Source organism: Brachybacterium sp. Marseille-Q7125 (assembly GCF_023062615.1).
Classification (GTDB): Bacteria; Actinomycetota; Actinomycetes; order Actinomycetales; family Dermabacteraceae; genus Brachybacterium.
Map to the genome: position 1 here is coordinate 24322 of NZ_JALLAL010000007.1, position 16359 is coordinate 40680.

Annotated in this window: 15 protein-coding genes; 10 read left to right on the top strand and 5 right to left on the bottom strand. The window is 69.0% G+C overall.

Translation table 11 applies throughout. From position 1 onward, the window contains the following. Positions 1-184: 184 nt before the first annotated feature. The 4 genes from MU407_RS03250 to MU407_RS03265 all read left to right on the top strand — a co-directional run bounded on the left by MU407_RS03250 (position 185) and on the right by MU407_RS03265 (position 4351). Positions 185-838 carry a TetR/AcrR family transcriptional regulator gene (locus MU407_RS03250; protein WP_246955278.1) on the top strand — a complete coding sequence of 218 codons (654 nt, stop codon included), beginning with the start codon at positions 185-187 and terminating at the stop codon, positions 836-838. 85 nt (positions 839-923) lie between these two features. Continuing rightward, complete coding sequence (locus tag MU407_RS03255; protein WP_246955280.1) at positions 924-1712, top strand: queuosine precursor transporter; 789 nt, start codon at positions 924-926, stop codon at positions 1710-1712. A 248-nt stretch (positions 1713-1960) separates the two neighbouring features. Next, the gene (locus MU407_RS03260) at positions 1961-2806 is read left to right on the top strand and encodes a CPBP family intramembrane glutamic endopeptidase (RefSeq protein ID WP_246955283.1); all 846 of its coding nucleotides are present in this window, start codon (positions 1961-1963) and stop codon (positions 2804-2806) included. Between the two features lie 117 nt (positions 2807-2923). Beyond that, positions 2924-4351 (top strand): multidrug effflux MFS transporter, encoded by a 1428-nt coding sequence (locus MU407_RS03265; RefSeq protein ID WP_246955286.1) that lies wholly within the window; start codon positions 2924-2926, stop codon positions 4349-4351. Positions 4352-4620: 269 nt separating this feature from the next. Here MU407_RS03265 and MU407_RS03270 read toward each other — a convergent pair whose 3' ends face one another. Both MU407_RS03270 and MU407_RS03275 read right to left on the bottom strand, forming a co-directional pair. After that, positions 4621-4881, bottom strand: a complete 261-nt coding sequence (locus tag MU407_RS03270; protein ID WP_246955302.1) for a type II toxin-antitoxin system RelE/ParE family toxin — start codon at positions 4879-4881, stop codon at positions 4621-4623. Then, positions 4878-5159 (bottom strand): type II toxin-antitoxin system Phd/YefM family antitoxin, encoded by a 282-nt coding sequence (locus MU407_RS03275; protein ID WP_246955303.1) that lies wholly within the window; start codon positions 5157-5159, stop codon positions 4878-4880. Before MU407_RS03275 ends, MU407_RS03270 begins: the two co-directional genes overlap by 4 nt. Before the next feature lie 163 nt (positions 5160-5322). Here MU407_RS03275 and MU407_RS03280 point away from each other — a divergent pair, with 163 nt between their 5' ends. Beyond that, entirely contained in the window at positions 5323-8193 is a 2871-nt protein-coding gene (locus tag MU407_RS03280; protein WP_246955305.1) for a DUF2804 family protein, read from the top strand. A gap of 68 nt (positions 8194-8261) precedes the next feature. Here the strand turns inward: MU407_RS03280 and MU407_RS03285 are convergent, their stop codons facing one another. Both MU407_RS03285 and MU407_RS03290 read right to left on the bottom strand, forming a co-directional pair. Next, complete coding sequence (locus MU407_RS03285; protein ID WP_246955310.1) at positions 8262-9542, bottom strand: MFS transporter; 1281 nt, start codon at positions 9540-9542, stop codon at positions 8262-8264. A 135-nt stretch (positions 9543-9677) separates the two neighbouring features. Beyond that, positions 9678-10298 carry an HAD-IA family hydrolase gene (locus tag MU407_RS03290; protein WP_246955311.1) on the bottom strand — a complete coding sequence of 207 codons (621 nt, stop codon included), beginning with the start codon at positions 10296-10298 and terminating at the stop codon, positions 9678-9680. A 66-nt stretch (positions 10299-10364) separates the two neighbouring features. On the opposite strand from MU407_RS03290, the gene MU407_RS03295 reads away from it, so the two are divergent. After that, positions 10365-11168, top strand: coding sequence for a TSUP family transporter (locus tag MU407_RS03295; RefSeq protein ID WP_246955313.1), 804 nt, complete (start codon positions 10365-10367; stop codon positions 11166-11168). Between the two features lie 157 nt (positions 11169-11325). Next, positions 11326-12312: a PAC2 family protein gene (locus tag MU407_RS03300; RefSeq protein WP_246955316.1), complete on the top strand. Its 987-nt coding sequence runs from the start codon at positions 11326-11328 to the stop codon at positions 12310-12312. Positions 12313-12372: 60 nt separating this feature from the next. Here MU407_RS03300 and MU407_RS03305 read toward each other — a convergent pair whose 3' ends face one another. Next, positions 12373-13173, bottom strand: coding sequence for a transglutaminase-like domain-containing protein (locus tag MU407_RS03305; RefSeq protein WP_246955319.1), 801 nt, complete (start codon positions 13171-13173; stop codon positions 12373-12375). 143 nt (positions 13174-13316) lie between these two features. Between MU407_RS03305 and MU407_RS03310 the strand changes: the two genes are divergently transcribed. The 3 genes from MU407_RS03310 to MU407_RS03320 all read left to right on the top strand — a co-directional run bounded on the left by MU407_RS03310 (position 13317) and on the right by MU407_RS03320 (position 16350). After that, entirely contained in the window at positions 13317-14066 is a 750-nt protein-coding gene (locus tag MU407_RS03310; protein WP_246955321.1) for a sugar phosphate isomerase/epimerase, read from the top strand. Positions 14067-14162: 96 nt separating this feature from the next. Then, complete coding sequence (locus tag MU407_RS03315; protein ID WP_246955323.1) at positions 14163-15308, top strand: Gfo/Idh/MocA family oxidoreductase; 1146 nt, start codon at positions 14163-14165, stop codon at positions 15306-15308. Between the two features lie 40 nt (positions 15309-15348). Further along, positions 15349-16350, top strand: coding sequence for a sugar phosphate isomerase/epimerase family protein (locus MU407_RS03320; RefSeq protein WP_246955325.1), 1002 nt, complete (start codon positions 15349-15351; stop codon positions 16348-16350). Positions 16351-16359 lie beyond the last annotated feature (9 nt).

The window sequence follows — 16359 nt, forward strand, 5'->3', positions numbered from 1 at the left end:
GTATCGGTGCGATACTATCGGCCCTGCCGAGCCGTCTTCAACGGCACCTGTCCGGAGGTGAGGCACCTCCTTTCCCTGTGATGCGCCGCGCGCGCATCCGCCCTGTGACCGACCGCGGGGCGCCATAACCGATCTGGAGATGCGATGACCGAGGTGGAGAACCCATGACCGAGCTGGAGATGCGATGACGGAGCTGTTTGAGCCGCTGCCGGAATCCGCCGCCACGCGCCGCAAGGAGAACACCCGCACCCGCCTGGTGCGGGCCTCGCTCGATGTCTTCGTCGACAAGGGGATCGACGCGGCCACCGTCGATGACCTGGTGAAGGCCGCCGGCTTCACCCGCGGCGCCTTCTACTCCAGCTTCACGCACAAGGAAGAGGTGTTCCTGGCGCTGTTCGATGAGGTCACCACTGAACTGCTGGCGATCGCCGATGCCGCCGTGGGCCGCGCGATGCAGGGTGATCCGCATGGGGCCGGGGAGGGCGTGGATATGCGGCAGATGCTCGCGGTGTTCGAGGGGATCCGCCCCTTCGGGCGACAGTGGTCGCGGCTGTACACCGAGGCGACCGCCCGCTCCTTGCGCGACGCTGAGATGCGGGCAGCCCTCGCCCATCAGCTCGGGAGGATGCGCGAGCGCATCGGGGCACTGCTCGAACATCGGATGGCGGAGACGGGGGAGCGGGCGCTGCTGCCCACCGCGGATCTCGCCCAGCTGCTCACCGGGATCTTCATTGATCTGATGCTGCGTGAGCAGCTCGAAGGGCGCGATGTCACCGACGTGGCAACCACCACGATCCTCGGCACCCTGAAGGCCTTCGTGGCGCTGCGGGAGAGCTGAACACCCCACCGCATTCCTCCCAGGCCCGGCGGCTTGCGACGCATCTCGGGATCGCAAGGACGAGCACGGCGGGTACTCTGCCCCGGTGACTTCGCACAGCACTTCTCCTACGACCGAGACTCCACCGCACTCTGGACGCCCGGTCGGCGCTGTCTACGCCGACCGGGGCTCCTCGCACTTCGACATCCTCCTGGCCGCCATGGTCACCGTCGTGATCCTCTCCGGCATCGGCGCTGCGAAAGGGGTCAGCTTCGGCACCATCCCGGGCATCGGCTTCGAGGTCATCACTGACGGCGGCTTCTTCCTCTTCCCCCTGGCGTATGTGCTGGGGGACATCATCACCGAGCTGTACGGGCCGCGGGCCGCTCGTCGGGCGATCTTCACGTCCTTCGTCGTGAGTGTCTTGGCCTCTGTCTCCTATCACGTGATCATCGCTCTGCCGCCGTTCCCCGATGAGTACGGGCTGGCCAAGCAGGCCGCGCTCGAGGTCGCGCTCGGGCCGGTGTGGATCGTGGTCCTCGCGGGCCTCGCGGGCTTCCTCGCGGGGCAGACGCTGAACTCCCAGGTGGTCTCGCGGATGAAGAACCGAATGGGGGAGCGGGGCCTGGTGGGGCGCCTGCTGACCTCCAGCGGCCTCGGGGAGCTCGTGGACACGATCATCTTCTGCTCGATCGCGTCGGTCGCCATCGGCATCACGACCCTCGAGCAGTGGTTCGAATACACACTGCTGGGCTTTCTGTACAAGGTGCTGGTTCAGTACGCGATGATCCCGGTGACCAGTGCCGTGATCCGCTGGCTGAAGCGCACCGACCCCACCTACCAGAAGCGCCTGCGCGAGGCGGATCTCGCAGCATCGCCCGGGGCGGGTCGCTGACCATCGCCGCCCCAGTGCCACCTCACCACCGACGATCGTCGGGTCCTGCCACGGCTGATCGCTCGACCACGGTGGATCACATCGCACCGCTCGGCGGAAGGGCCGCGCAGCCAAGAGCGAACATACTCGCTCCCATGATGACGACGACACCTCCAGCTTCCGTCCCGACCACCTCGCAGCCCGAGGCTCCGACCGCGACGGACGGGGGATCATCGCAGCCCGACCGACCCTTCGGCGCGCATCTGCGCATGCCCTGGTGGGCACCGATCCTGCTGACCATCGGACTGCTCGGGCTCATGCTGATCCTGCAGCTGGTCACCGTCACCGCGGTCACGATCGGCGAGATCATGCTGCTGGGCCGCGATCCTGACTCGACGACGCTCTCTCCGCTCATGCTGCTCGCCGTGAACCTCTCGCTCGCGCTCACGGGCGTCATCGCCGCGGTGCTCACCCGTATCGTCGCCAAGGTCCCGCTGCGCACACTGCTGGCCGCGCCGCACCGTCCGAGTGCCGGACGGCTCGGGACGTGCCTGACCATCTTCACGCTGCTGGTGCTCGCGGCACTGGGGATCAGCGAGCTGCTCGCGCCACAGCCGCAGTCCATCTCCGGTGTCGCGCTGACCGGGACCACCATCGGGCTGCTGGCGGTGGCGCTGCTGACCACGCCGCTGCAGGCCGCCGGGGAGGAGCTGCTGTTCCGCGGGACGATCATGCCGGCCATCAGCTCGTGGGTGCGGCCGGTGCGTCCCGCCCTGGTGCTCGGCGTGGCGGTCTCCACCGTGCTGTTCGGCATCTCTCACGCCTCGATCGATCCGTGGCTGCTGGCCTACTACACCGTCTTCGGACTCTCCATGGCCGTGATGGCCATCATCAGCAAGGGCCTGGAGGCCCCGATCGCCTTCCACGTCGCCAACAACGTGGTGATGATGGCGATCGGCAGCGTGTTCAACGATGGCGCGGAGCTGACCTTGGACCGGTCGGTGGGGATGGGCGGCCCGTTCATGCTGACCTTCATCGCCCTGGATCTGCTGGCCGTCGGGGTGGTGTGGCTCATCGAGCGGCGCCGGAACGTGTCCTCCCTCAACGCGGAATGACATTTCGAGAACGTTCCCGTCGGCCGTAGGATGTGGGCTTCGAGCCGGGCGAGATCCCTGTGGATCCGCCTGGCTCGACGCATCCCCACCCTGTCCTGCGCGAGTAGAAAGGCCCTCGTGTCCACCGCCGACGACACCCCGCGCGAGCACACCAGCCCGTCGGACCCCGTGCCCACCACCACCGGGTCGATCCCGACCACCACGACCGGGTCGATTCCGACGATCACCGGCGGGATTCCCACCATCACCGGGGCGATTCCGGTGCTCGAGGATCCCGCGGATCAGGAGTTCGCGCAGCTGCCCGGGGAGGATGAGCTGCAGGGCACGCGCGGGAAGGTCACCGCTTTGGTCATCGCGGTGCTCACCACGCTGAGCGCGATCGGCCCGCTGGCCACCGACATGTACATCCCGGCCTTCCCGCAGGTCGCCTCGGATCTGGCGAGCAGCGCGGCGAGCATGCAGCTGACCCTGACCGCTTTCTTCATGGGCGCCGCCGGGGGACAGGTGGTCGCCGGACCGCTCTCGGATCGGCTCGGTCGGCGTGCACCGCTGATCCTGGGCATTCTGCTGGCGCTGCTGGGTTCGATCGGCTGTGCGCTGGCCCCGTCGGTGGAGCTGCTGCTGGTGATGCGCGTGCTGCAGGGGATCGGCGGCGGATTCGGCATGGTGCTGGGACGCGCGGTGCTGATCGATATGACCGACGGCCCTGAGCTGTTCCGGATCATGAACATCATGCAGGGCGTGGGCGGTATCGCGCCGATCGTCGCACCCTTACTGGGCGGCATGATTCTGCTGGTGGGCCAGTGGCGCGAGATCTTCTGGGTGATCGCGGGGATGTCGCTCATCTCCCTGGTGGGCGTGCTGTGGCTGATCCCGGAGTCCCTGCCGCTCTCTCGTCGGCATTCCGGCGGGTTCCGCACCTTCCTGCACAACACGGGCGTGCTGCTGCGCCGCCGCACCTTCGTGGCCTACATGCTGGTGAACGCCTTCTCGGCCTTCGCGCTGATGGCATATGTGTCCGCCTCCAGCTTCGTGCTCCAGGAGATGCTGGGCTTCAGCTCCACCGGGTATTCCATCGCTTTCGCGATCAACTCGGTGGGCATGATGTCGATGTCGCTGCTGTCGGCGCATCTGACGCGCACGATGCACCCGCGCCGCCTGATCCGAGCGGGACTGACGGTCGTGACGCTCGCATCCTTTGCCCTGCTGATCGGCAGCCTGTTCCTCGGCACGCCGGTGTGGATCGTGCTGCCGGCGTTCTTCTTCACCGTCGCGCCGCAGGGGCTGATCTTCGGCAACGGCGGGGCGCTCGCCTCGAACGAAGCGCGCGAGTTCGCCGGCACGGGCTCGGCGATACTGGGGCTGGGCTTCTCTTTCGCGGCCTCGTTCGCGGCGCCGCTGGTGGGCCTCGGCGGTACGCACACAGCGCTGCCGATGGCGATCGTCATGGTCGGCGGCGCGCTGCTGTCGATCCTGTTCTTCATCCTCGCCGGGCGCGGGAGCGTGATGGCTGACGTGACAGGGGCTCAGAGTGAGACAGCCTGAGTCCCCAGCTGGCGTCGGACTGAGATTTTTGGCGCCTGCGCTGGACCGCGCGGAGGCAGGCGCCGACTTTGCCCGCGCCATGATCTCGTGCGCGTCGCGCCGCGTTGGGGCATCCGCGGTGGTGACCGTCGACCGGAAGGCCGCACGCGCAGTGGGATGGACGCTGTTGGGTGCGGAGATTCGATAACTTTCCGTAGCGAGCCGATAATGTACGTTATGTAAAGTGCAGTGGAGGGATTCGACCCGCCAGGCGGGCCACCCCTTCTCCGTCACCGGTAGACCGTCGAGCGATGATCGATGGCGACGATGGTGACCACGTCGGAGATCCGATAGATCACGCGATAGTCGCCGCGTCGAGCACGATGCAGTCCCTCCAGCTCGAACCGCAACGGCTTACCCACTCGACGCGGGTTCTCGGCGAGCGATCCGTAGATGAACTCGGCGGCCGCAACGGCGACTTTCTCCGGCAGCTTCTGGATGGCACGCGTGGCGGCCGGCGACCACTCAATGCCGAAGGTTTCGCCGTTCATCGATGCAGTAGGTCGAGGATCTCGTCCTTCGTGTGCGCTGTCCCGCCGTCGGCGGCAAGCTCTGTGAGGCTCTGGCGAATCTCCCCCATGAGCTGCGGTCGGCTCATGATGTCCAGCGTCTCCTCCAGGGCTGCAAGATCGTCGGCGCTGATCACCACGGCGGCAGACTTCCCATGCCGAGTGATCGTCACGCGCCCGCGCTCCCGCTCTACGTGATCCACCACTTCGGACAAGCGGTTCTTCACGTCACGCAGGGCCATGGTCGATTCGATAGTCATGGCTACAAGTGTAGCCATTGTGTACGGGGGCGGGAATCCTTCCTGCCCCGTGTCCTCCTCCCCCTGGTCCGCTGCGGCGCGCATGATGGAACCAGTCCCTTGCCTGGAGCCGCCGATGACCCCGCCTGACACTGCTGCGCTCCCACCACCGGAAGGCTGACCGATGACGCTCATGACCCCCTGGGGCGAGACCCTGGATCGCACGCACCCGCTGCCCGAGCATCCCCGCCCTCAGCTCGAGCGCGAGACCTGGCTGTCGCTCAACGGGCCCTGGGAGTACGCGATCACGCCCGCGCGGAGCACCGCCGCAGCCACGACCCCGGGCACGTGGGATGGCGAGATCATCGTGCCCTTCTCCCCCGAGACCGCGCTTTCCGGCGTCCAGTGCACCGTCACCCCCGAGGATGTGCTCTGGTACCGCCGCCGCCTGCACCTGCCCGAGTCCTTCACCGGGCAGCGGGTGCTGCTTCACTTCGGCGCCGTGGACCAGGACTGCACGGTGCTGCTGGATGGCGTCGAGATCGGCTCTCACCTTGGCGGATACCTGCCCTTCACGGTGGAGCTCACCGAGCACCTCTCCCCCGGCATCGCCCACGAGCTCGTCGTGCGGGTCCGCGACGTCACCGACACCTCGTATCGTTCCCGCGGGAAGCAGTCCTCGCGCCCGCACGGCATGTGGTACACCGCCCAGTCCGGGATCTGGCAGAGCGTGTGGCTCGAAGCAGTCCCCCACATGTTCATCCGAACGCTGCAGCTCACGCCGCATCTGGCGGACGGCGAGGTGGAGGTGCGCCTCGAGATCGATGCACCGGACCGGCCGACGACTGGCGGTGGCCCATCGAGCCTGCGCGCCGAGGTGGCGATCACCGCCCCCGACACCGGGCAGGCCGTCACCGCGCACATCCCCGTCGGCACCCCCACCCGGATCCCGCTCACGACGCCGGTACGGGCGTGGTCTCCTGAGGACCCGTTCCTCTACGACGTCGAGGGGCGCTGCGGCGATGACGTGGTGCGTTCCTACGTCGGGATGCGCTCGGTAGGGCTTGGGCCCGATGCGCAGGGCCGCAACCGGCTGCTGCTGAACGGAAAGCCTTACCTGCATCTGGGGCTGCTGGATCAGGGGTACTGGCCCGATGGGCTCATGACCGCCCCCTCCGATGCGGCGATGGTCTTCGACATCGAGCTCGCGAAGGACCTGGGCTTCACGATGCTGCGCAAGCACATCACGATCGCGCCGGACCGCTGGTATCACCACTGCGACCGCCTGGGGATGCTCGTGTGGCAGGACATGGTCAGCGGCGGCTCCACCTATCACCCGGCCGTGATCTCCGCCCCGGCCATCACGCCGCTGCAGCTGCCGGACCGGTGGCATCGCCTTTTCGGGCGCACCGACGCGCTGGGCCGCGCGGAGTTCCGGGCGGAGCTGCGCGGCACGGTCGAACATCTGCGCGCCCACCCGTCGATCGTGGCGTGGATCCCGTTCAACGAAGGCTGGGGACAGTTCGACGCCCTCGACATCACCGCGGAGCTGCGGGAGCTCGACCCTACGCGCCTGATCGACCATGCGAGCGGCTGGCACGACCAAGGCGGCGGGGACATGGTCTCCCGCCACGTCTACTTCCGCCCCTACCGCCTCTCCCCAGCGGATGCCCGCGACCCCCGCGCGGCGGTGCTCAGCGAATACGGCGGCTATAGCGTGCATCTGCCCGAGCATGCGTGGAGCGATCGCGAGTTCGGGTATCGCCGCTTCCCCTCCCTCCCCCAGTTCCAGCGGGCCTTCATGGATCTGCAGCGCCGACAGGTGCTCCCGGCGCTGCGCGAGGGTCTTGCCGCAGCGGTGTACACGCAGCTGTCGGACGTGGAATCTGAGGTGAACGGCCTGGTCACCTATGACCGGAAGGTTGTGAAGGTGGATCGGGAACGGGTCCGCGCCGTCCACGCCCAGCTGCAGGAGGCTTTCGAGCATGCGGTCCGCGGCACCGCCCCACTCCCCCGCCCAGTGCCGGTCAGTGAGGAGGAGATCACCGCGCCGGTCTCGCTCACGAACGCCGCCGGGCTGCTGAACCCGCAGGCCGTCGGCTTCACGCGCACACCCCTGCACCGCACCGACGCCCTCGCACCCCGCTTCTCCGGCTCGCGCCGCCGCCCCTCCTCCTGGGCGCGCACCAAACGCTGGGAGTACTGGGCGATCACCACCGACGCTCACATCGTGGCCCTGGTCATCTCCGATATCGACTACGCCGGGGTGCCGAGCCTGTGGGTGCTGGACCGCGAGACCGAGGAGGAGATCTCCTATGAGGCCGTGACCCCGTTCGGCCGCGGGATGACGCTCCCGCCGACGTTCGGGGACGGTTCGGCCCGGGCGCTCACCCGCGCCTTCCAGCTGGGGGTCGATGAGGTGCCCGGCGGGACGCGGCTGCGGGCCCGCTCCGCGCGGATCGAGCTGGATGTCATCGCGCGCAGGCCCGCGGGCCATGAATTCCTGGGCGTCGTGGTGCCGTGGGACGACCGGCGTTTCCAGTACACGGTCAAGGACGCGGCGCGGCCCGCCGATGGATGGCTGCGCATCGACGGAATCACCCATCCCATCCCGGCCGGACATTCCTGGGCGGTACTGGATCACGGGCGGGGCCGCTGGCCGCACCGGGTGCACTGGAACTGGGGAGCCGGGACCGGGCGCCTGGCCGACGGCCGCGCGCTCGGCATCCAGGTGGGCGGCCGGTGGACCGACGGCTCCGGGGTCGTGGAGAACGCCCTGCAGCTCGACGGCCGCCTGCACAAGATCAGCGAGGAACTGGTGTGGGACTACGACACCGAGAACTGGATGGCGCCGTGGCGGATCTGGGGTGAACGGCTGGACCTCACCCTGGTTCCGTTCCACCTCAAGCAGTCCCACACGGACCTCGGGCTCGTCTCCTCGCACACGCATCAGTGCTTCGGCACCTGGTCCGGGACCGCCTGGACCGATGACAGCGAACGCCTCGAGATCGCTGGCATCACCGGTTTCGCGGAGGACGTCCACCAACGGTGGTGAGGGGCCCGAACCCGGCCCGACGAGGGTGACGGCGGATCGATCGGGCGACCGTCAGCGGGGCGTAACCGTCAGCGGGGCGTATACGTCCAAAAGCGCCGGGCCAGCACGGCGATGACTGCCATCGCCACGACCACGATCACCCCGCCGATGAGTGTCACTGGCGCCGCGCCGCCCGGGGTGCCGACGATCCCGGCCGCCCCGCCGTGGACGACATCGGCGATGCGCGGTCCCCCGGCGACGACCACGATGAACACGCCCTGCAACCGTCCGCGCACCGCCGGGGACGCGGCCGAGAGCAGCATCGTCTGCCGGAACGCTGCGGAGGCCATATCCGCAGCGCCGGCGGCCACCAGGGCGCCCACGCCGATCGCGAGCCAGATTCCACCGCTGCCGTTGGCGAGCATCGCGGCGGCGCCGAACACGGTGATGCCCAGCCCCCAGACGGCGATCGCCAGAACGATGGTGCGGCCGTGGCGGCGTACGCGGGAGACCCAGCCGGAGAACACCCCGCCCAGCACGGCGCCGACGGGGATGGCGGCGAACAGCAGTGCGAAGGCGATGCCGCCTGCGGCGGGGCCTCCGAAGTCAACATGCGCGATCTCGGGGAAGAGGGCTCGGGGCATGCCGAAGACCATTGCGATGATGTCCACGACGAAGCTCATGAGCAGCAGTCGATGCCCGGCAAGGTAGACGAGTCCCTCGATCACCGAGCGCAGGCCGACAGTCCCGCTCGAGCCCGCGCCGGGCAGGGCGGGCAGGTGCACGACGGCCCATAGCGTCGCCAGCAGCGTCACCGTGTCGATCGCATATAGCCAGGTGAAGCCGGTGAGAGGGAGCAGAGCCCCGGCGACCAGCGGGCCAGCGATCCCCCCGGCGTTCATCACCGTCATGTTCAGGGAGTTTGCGGCCGGCAGCAGGTCCTCGTCGAGGATCTCCGGCAGCAGCGCGGTGCGAGCAGGCTGGTTCAGGGCGAAGAAGCCCTGCTGGATCGCGAACAGCGACAGCAACAGCCAGACGTTCCGTTCCGGCAGCGCGGCCTGCACCGTGAACAGGGCGCTGGTGGCGATGAGTCCGAGCGTGGTGATGAGCAGCAGGGTGCGCTTGTCGAAGCGGTCGGCGAGCGATCCGCCATATAGGCCCAGGATCACGAGCGGCACTAGGCCGAACAGTCCGGCGAGCCCGACGTAGGCGCTCGAGCCGGTATCGACGAAGATCTGCGCGGGCACGGACACGACGGTCAGCTGCGCCCCGATGACGGTGATGATGTTGGCCGTCCACAGACGGCGGAAGTGCGGGGAGGACTGCAGGGGTCGGGTGTCCGCGAGAAGTCCGCGTCGCTGTCCTGCCACCGCTTGTGCTCACCCTGTCCTGTGCTGCCAACGTCCCGCCCGGTGGCGGACCGCTGGGATCCTACTCCCACGGCGCACGGGGCCGGGCAGCAGTCTGCTGGGGCACCCTACGGCCGACGGTGCGCTGCGGGGCCGTCAGCTCGTGAACAGCGGCAGCAGCTCCCGCAAGCTGCTGATGCGGCGGTCCGTCGGTGCCTCCAGCGGGATGCCCGGAGTCACGAGCAGCCAGCCCCGCACCCCGGCGGCTTCCGCTGCCGCGATGTCCGCGGGCCGGTCCCCCACCGCGATCGCCTGGTCTACGGGGAGGCTGTGCCGACGTAGAAGCTCGCGGATCATCTCCGGGTCCGGTTTGCGGGCGAACCCATCGGGCGCGCACACCATGTCATCGATCGGCAGCTCCAGCGCGTCCAGGAGCGACTGCGCGCTCTGCCGCTCGCGGTGGGTCGCCACGAGGTTGAGACTGTCCGCGCGGTGCACCGCCTCGAGCAGGTCACGGGCGCCGTCCGCCACGGGTGGTGGGCTGGTGCGCCAGTGGATCTTGGTGGCCTCGTAGGCGGCGCGAAGCTCCTGCTCGGAAACTCCGTGCCGTGCGGCAAGGGTGCTGATGGCATGGGAACTTGAGATGCGCGTGAGGGTCGCGACCTCATGCAGGAGCTGCGCCGTGGGGTGCGCCGTGAGCGCCCCGGCCAGGGCCCGGTCCACATCGGGGTAGGTGTCCACGAGCGTGCCGCCGAGGTCCCAGATCAGTGCGCGCATGCGCCCAGTGTGGCAGGGGTGGCACCGATTGGGTGTGCCGCGGCGACGGGGTGTTGACTGCGGGGCGTGCCTGTGATCGATGAGCTGCTGACCCTGTCGCTCGCGTCCCTGCTGCTGCTCCTGGCCCTCGCTTTCGTGGCCGGGTGGGTAGATGCGGTGGTGGGCGGAGGCGGCTTGATCCAGCTGCCGGCGCTGCTGACCGCGATGCCGAGCGACGCACCGACCGGCGCAGTGCTGGGCACCAACAAGCTCGGGGCGATCGCCGGGACGGCGGTGGCCGCTGGCACGTACGTTCGGCGCATCGCCCCGGTCGCTGGGACGGCGGTGCCCCTGGTTCTCAGTGCACTGGTCGGCAGTGCAGCCGGGGCTGCGAGCGCCTCCCTGCTGCCCCGTCCGCTGCTGACGCCCGTCGTGCTGGTGGCGGTCCTCGGGGTCGGCACGTACACGGTGGTCCGGCCGCGCCTCGGACTCGAGCATGCTCCGCGCCATCAGGGCAGCGCGCAGTGGCTGCGTGCGGGTGGTATCGGTGGCGGTGTCGGGTTCTACGACGGGGTGCTGGGGCCGGGCACCGGCAGCTTCTTCATCATCGCGCTGGTCTCGCTGCTGGGCTACGGGTTCCTGGAGGCGAGCGTGCATGCGAAGCTTGCGAACCTCACCACGAACCTGGGGGCGCTGCTCGTGTTCGGCCTGCAGGGGCATGTGTGGTGGCTGCTCGGGGCGCTGCTGGCGCTCGCGAACATTCTGGGCGGCTATCTGGGCGCGCGCCTCGCATTGCGCCTGGGCTCCGGGTTCGTGCGGGCTGTGTTCCTCATCGTCACCGGCTTGCTCGCCCTGCGCCTCGCGGTGGACTCCCTGCAGCTGCTGCTCTGAGCGGCCTCTTCTCCCCTGCGCGCTCTGCTCCCCGCCCTGTCTGCTCCTCCGCCCTGGTAGCGCCGCCCCACTGTGCTCCCGGGAATAGATCCGGGCCGTGGGGGGTTGAGAAGGCTGTACGTCTCGCCGCGCAGCGCGGCCCTGTCCTGGAGGTCTCATGGATCCCACCACCCTGTTCAGCTACGAGCGCCACGTGGATTCCCGGTCCCTGAACGGGCGCACCCTGCTGGTGACCCTCGGCGCCTACTCCGATGCCGGTGAAGCCCAGCGGCTGATCGACGATGAGCTGCTGAACAGCCTCTCCAGCCGCGTCGTGGGACGCCTGGATATGGACCAGGTGTATGACTATGCCGGGCGGCGCCCCGAGGTGACGCTCGAACTGGACCACTTCGTGGATTACGAGAAGCCGGAGATTCTCCTGCATGAGGTCACCGACCTCGCCGGAGAGACGTTCTTCCTGCTCACCGGCCCGGAACCGTCCTTCCAGTGGGAGCGCGTGGCTGGTGCCCTGCAGATCGTGGTGGAGCAGCTGGGCATCGAGAAGGTGCTGCTGCTGCAGGGCTTCCCCGCCCCGGTGCCTCACACCCGCGAGCTGCCGGTGACCCGCTATGCGGGGGACCCGGATTCGATCCAGGTGCGCCGCCCGATGCCCGGGATGTTCCGGCTGCGTGCCCCGTTCACGGCGCTGCTCACGATGCGGCTCGCCGAGGGCGGGCATGACGTGGTGGGTCTGACGGTCCACGTCCCGCAGTACCTGCACGAGATGGCTTACCCCGACGCGGCGCTGGCGCTGCTGAGCGCCGTCGCCGAGGAGCACGGCCCGCAGCTGCCGCTGCGTGAGCTCGAGTCCCAGGCCACGACGGTGCGGGAGGCGGTGCAGGCCCAGATCGATGCGCAGCCGCCGCTGCAGGAGATGGTGGCCGGGCTCGAGCAGCGCTTCGACCGGATGATCACCTCCGGGGCGGGGGCGGAGGTGCCGACGGCCGAGGACATCGCCGCGGAGGTCCAGGAGTACCTGGCGAGCTTCGAGCACGACGATCTGGAGCACCCTGACGCCGGGGAGAACACCTCACGTGAGCAGGGGCCGCCGGATTCACCGGATGAGGATCTCGGACCGACGGACAGGCCCGCCGACGACGCCTGACAGCGTCCGCGGGAGCAGGTGCCGACCAGAGGGCCTCGCTGCTGAGCGGTTCCCCGCTGCTCAGCGCAGCGCCAGGCGCTGCTCGTGATCCTCGCGCGGCAGCTGCGGGTCCACCACCGCGGTGACCTGTATCCCTGTGAGCTGCAGATCCCCGTTCAGCGTGGTCATGAACGCGGTATCGGCCGCGTCTTGCCCGGTGGCGATGCGCACCATCGACTCCCGCGGGGCGAGGTGCGTGGCATCGACCACCAACCAGCGGTTCTCCACGAGCGCCTCGACCACGAGGTGGAAATCCATCAGCGCCAGACCCGGCGCATAGACGGCTACGCAGCGGGCGGGGATGCCGCTCGCCCGCAGCAGTGTCGCGGTCAGGTGCGCATAGTCCCGGCACACGCCCTGGCGGGCCAAGTATGTCGAGCGCGCGGAGTCGGTGATGGTGCTTGAACCGGGCACATAGTCCAGATGCTCCGCCACCCACTGCACCACGGCATCGACGGCATCGGTGCCCTGGGCGGTGCCCACCACCTCCTCAGCCGCCCGCGTGAACTCGTCGACCTCGCAGTAGCGCGAGGGCCGCAGATACGTCACCGCATCGCTGTCCTCCACGACCGGTTCACCGGCCGCGGTGATGTCACGTGCGGCATACACGATCTCCACCGATCCCTCGGGCAGGGCGCTGAGCAGATGCATGCGGTTGCCGTAGCGATCCCGGGACTCCTGCGCTGTGATGGTCTGCCCATCCCCCGTTGTGACCTGCAGGCTCTCCTTCCCCACCGGTGTATCGGCCACTGCCACCAGCAGCGCGACGTCCGTTCCCTCGGCCACCTCGGCCCGCATCCATGCCCGCACGTGTCGTTCCATAGCTGCAGTGTGCCGCCTCACGCGCCCTCCGGGTGCCATCTGCCGAGTTCGAGGCGGGCACCGCGTTGCCGGGGTGTGACGGAGGACATAGGCTGGTGAGGCTGCTCGACCACCGTTTCTGCTGCCATCCGAGGTGACCCGCCGTGGAGATCTCCGTCCAGTTGTACAGCGTCCGCGAGGCGCTCGCCGCCGATCCCGCCGCCACCATCGCGCGCCTGGCCGCGATGGGATTCACGGCCGTAGAGCCCTTCGGCCTCATGGAGCATGCCGAGGTGCTGCGACCACTGCTGCGCGAGCATGATCTGCGCGCCCCCTCCACACATGCCTCCCTGCTGGGCTCCGAGGATCCCGAAGCCGTGCTGCGCACCGCCGCCGCGATGGGCATCACCACCATCATCGAGCCCTACCACGACCGCGAGGCCTGGCAGGAGGAGTCCGATATCGCCGCTACCGCAGAGCGACTGAACCAGCTCGCGGGCATCGCCGCGATCCACGGCGTCCGGGTGGGCTACCACAATCACGATGCGGAGACCCGCCCGCACACCGACGGCCGCTGCGGCCTGGAGATCCTCGCCGACCGCCTGGATCCCCGGGTGGTGCTGGAGCTGGACACCTTCTGGTGCGCGGTGGGCGGCACCGATCCCGCCGCCCTGCTGGGCACCCTGGGACAGCGCGTCCAGCTGGTCCACCTCAAGGACGGCCCGCTCACAACGACCACGAAGGACCAGCTGCCGCTCGGCGAAGGCGCGATGGACGCGCCCGCGATTCTCTCGGCCGCGCCGTGGCTCGAGGTGGGCGTCATCGAGTTCGACGACTACGACGGTGACGTCCTTCAGGCCGTGGAGCGCTCCCGAAAGAACCTCGTGGACATGATCCGCGACGGCCGCGACTGAGCCCACCGACTGAGCCCACGACTGAGCCCACCGACCGCCTGGGCCCGGCGCCGCACACCGTCGGCCCCGTGCCCGCCTGATCTGAGGAGCACTGCGATGACCAATCCCACCGATCGTCCGCTCGGCGTGGCCATGATCGGCTACGCCTTCATGGGCCGCGCCCACTCCCAGGCCTGGCGCAGCGTCGCGGCAGCCTTCGACGTCCCAGCGGTGGAGCGCCGCGTCATCGTCGGCCGCGATGAGCAGGCCGTGGCGCAGGCCGCTGAGCGGCTCGGCTGGCAGGAGCATGCGACCGATTGGCGGGAGGTGATCGCCCGTGAGGACGTGGACATCGTGGACATCTGCACCCCCGGGTTCCTCCACGAGGAGATCGCGATCGCAGCGCTCGCGGCCGGTAAGCATGTGCTGTGCGAGAAGCCGCTGGCCAATGACACGGCCGGGGCTGAGCGCATGGCTGCGGCAGCCCGCGTGGCCGGCCAGCGCGGGCAGGTCGCGGCTCTGGGCTTCACGTACCGCCGCGTTCCCGCCCTGGCTCTTGCCCAGCAGATGTGCGCACAGGGGAAGCTCGGGACGATCCGCCAGGTCCGTGCAAGCTACCTGCAGGACTGGCTGGTCGATGAGGACGCACCGATGACCTGGCGTCTGCGGCAGGAGACCGCCGGCTCCGGGGCGCTCGGCGACATCGCCTCCCACGCCATCGACCAGGTCCAGCACCTCACCGGACAGCAGGTCACCACGGTGCGCGGGCGCCTTGCGACCATGGTTCCCGAGCGCCCCGGCGAATCGGGCCCCGAAGCGGTCACCGTGGATGATGCCGCCTGGGCGACCCTCGAGCTCTCCGGCGGGGCGCTCGCCTCGGTGGAGGTCTCCCGCATGGCCACCGGTGCGAAGAACCAGCTGCGCCTCGAGCTGTACGGCACCGACGGGGCGCTGCGCTTCGACCTCGAGAACCCCAATGAGCTGTGGTACCTCGATGCCACCGCGCCGATCGCCCAGCAGGGCTTCACCCGGGTGCTGGTCACCGAACCGGAGCACCCCTACCTCGAGGGCTGGTGGCCACAGGGCCACGTGCTGGGATGGGAGAACGCCTTCACGAATCAGGCCCGGGACCTGCTGCTGGCGATCCGTGACGGCGATCCCACCGGTTTCACCCCCACCTTCGAGGACGGTCTGGCGCTGCAGCGCGTGCTGGATGCGGTGATCGCCTCTGACGCCGCCGACGGCGCCACCGTCAGCCTGTGACCCCGCCACCACCCCCGGCCTACCACTACCAGGAGAGACCATGCCGCACCCCCATACTCTGTTCACCGGCCAGTGGGCTGACCTCACCCTCGACGAGGTCGCCGGGCACGCCGCCCGCTTCGGCTACGACGGGCTGGAGATCGCCGTCTCCGGCGAGCACCTGGACGCCAGCCGCTGGGACGATGACGACTACATCGCCGAGCGTCAGGAGATCCTCGCCAAGCACGGCCTCAAGGTCTGGGCGATCTCCAACCACCTCAAGGGCCAGGCGATCTGCGATGACCCCATCGACTTCCGCCACCAGGCGATCGTCGGCTCGGCCGTCTGGGGCGATGGCGACCCTGAAGGGGTGCGGCAGCGCGCCGCCGAGGACATGAAGAACACCGCGCGGCTCGCGCAGAAGCTCGGTGTGAAGACCGTCGTCGGGTTCACCGGATCGAAGATCTGGAAGTACGTGGCGATGTTCCCGCCGGTCTCCCAGGACGTGATCGACGAGGGCTACCAGGACTTCGCGGACCGCTGGAATCCGATCCTCGATGTGTTCGACGAGTGCGGGGTGCGCTTCGCCCATGAGGTGCATCCCTCGGAGATCGCCTATGACTACTGGACGACGCAGCGCACGCTGGAGGCGATCGACCATCGGCCGGCCTTCGGCCTGAACTGGGATCCCTCGCATTTCATGTGGCAGCAGATCGACCCGGTCTCCTTCATCACCGACTTCGCGGACCGCATCTACCACGTGGACTGCAAGGACATCCGCGTGAACATCACCGGGCGCAACACCCGGCTGGGCTCCCATCTGCCCTGGGGCGATCCGCGACGCGGCTGGGACTTCGTGTCCTTCGGCCGGGGGGACGTGCCATGGGATGCGGCGTTCCGGGCGCTGCGCTCGATCGGCTACGACGGGCCGATCTCGATCGAGTGGGAGGACGCCGGGATGGACCGCCTGCACGGCGCCCAGGAGGCGCTCGAGGTGCTCCGGTCCCTGGACTACCCGCCGGCGGAAGGGGCCTTCGACGACGCCTTCAGCAACCAGAGCTGACCCCATGCG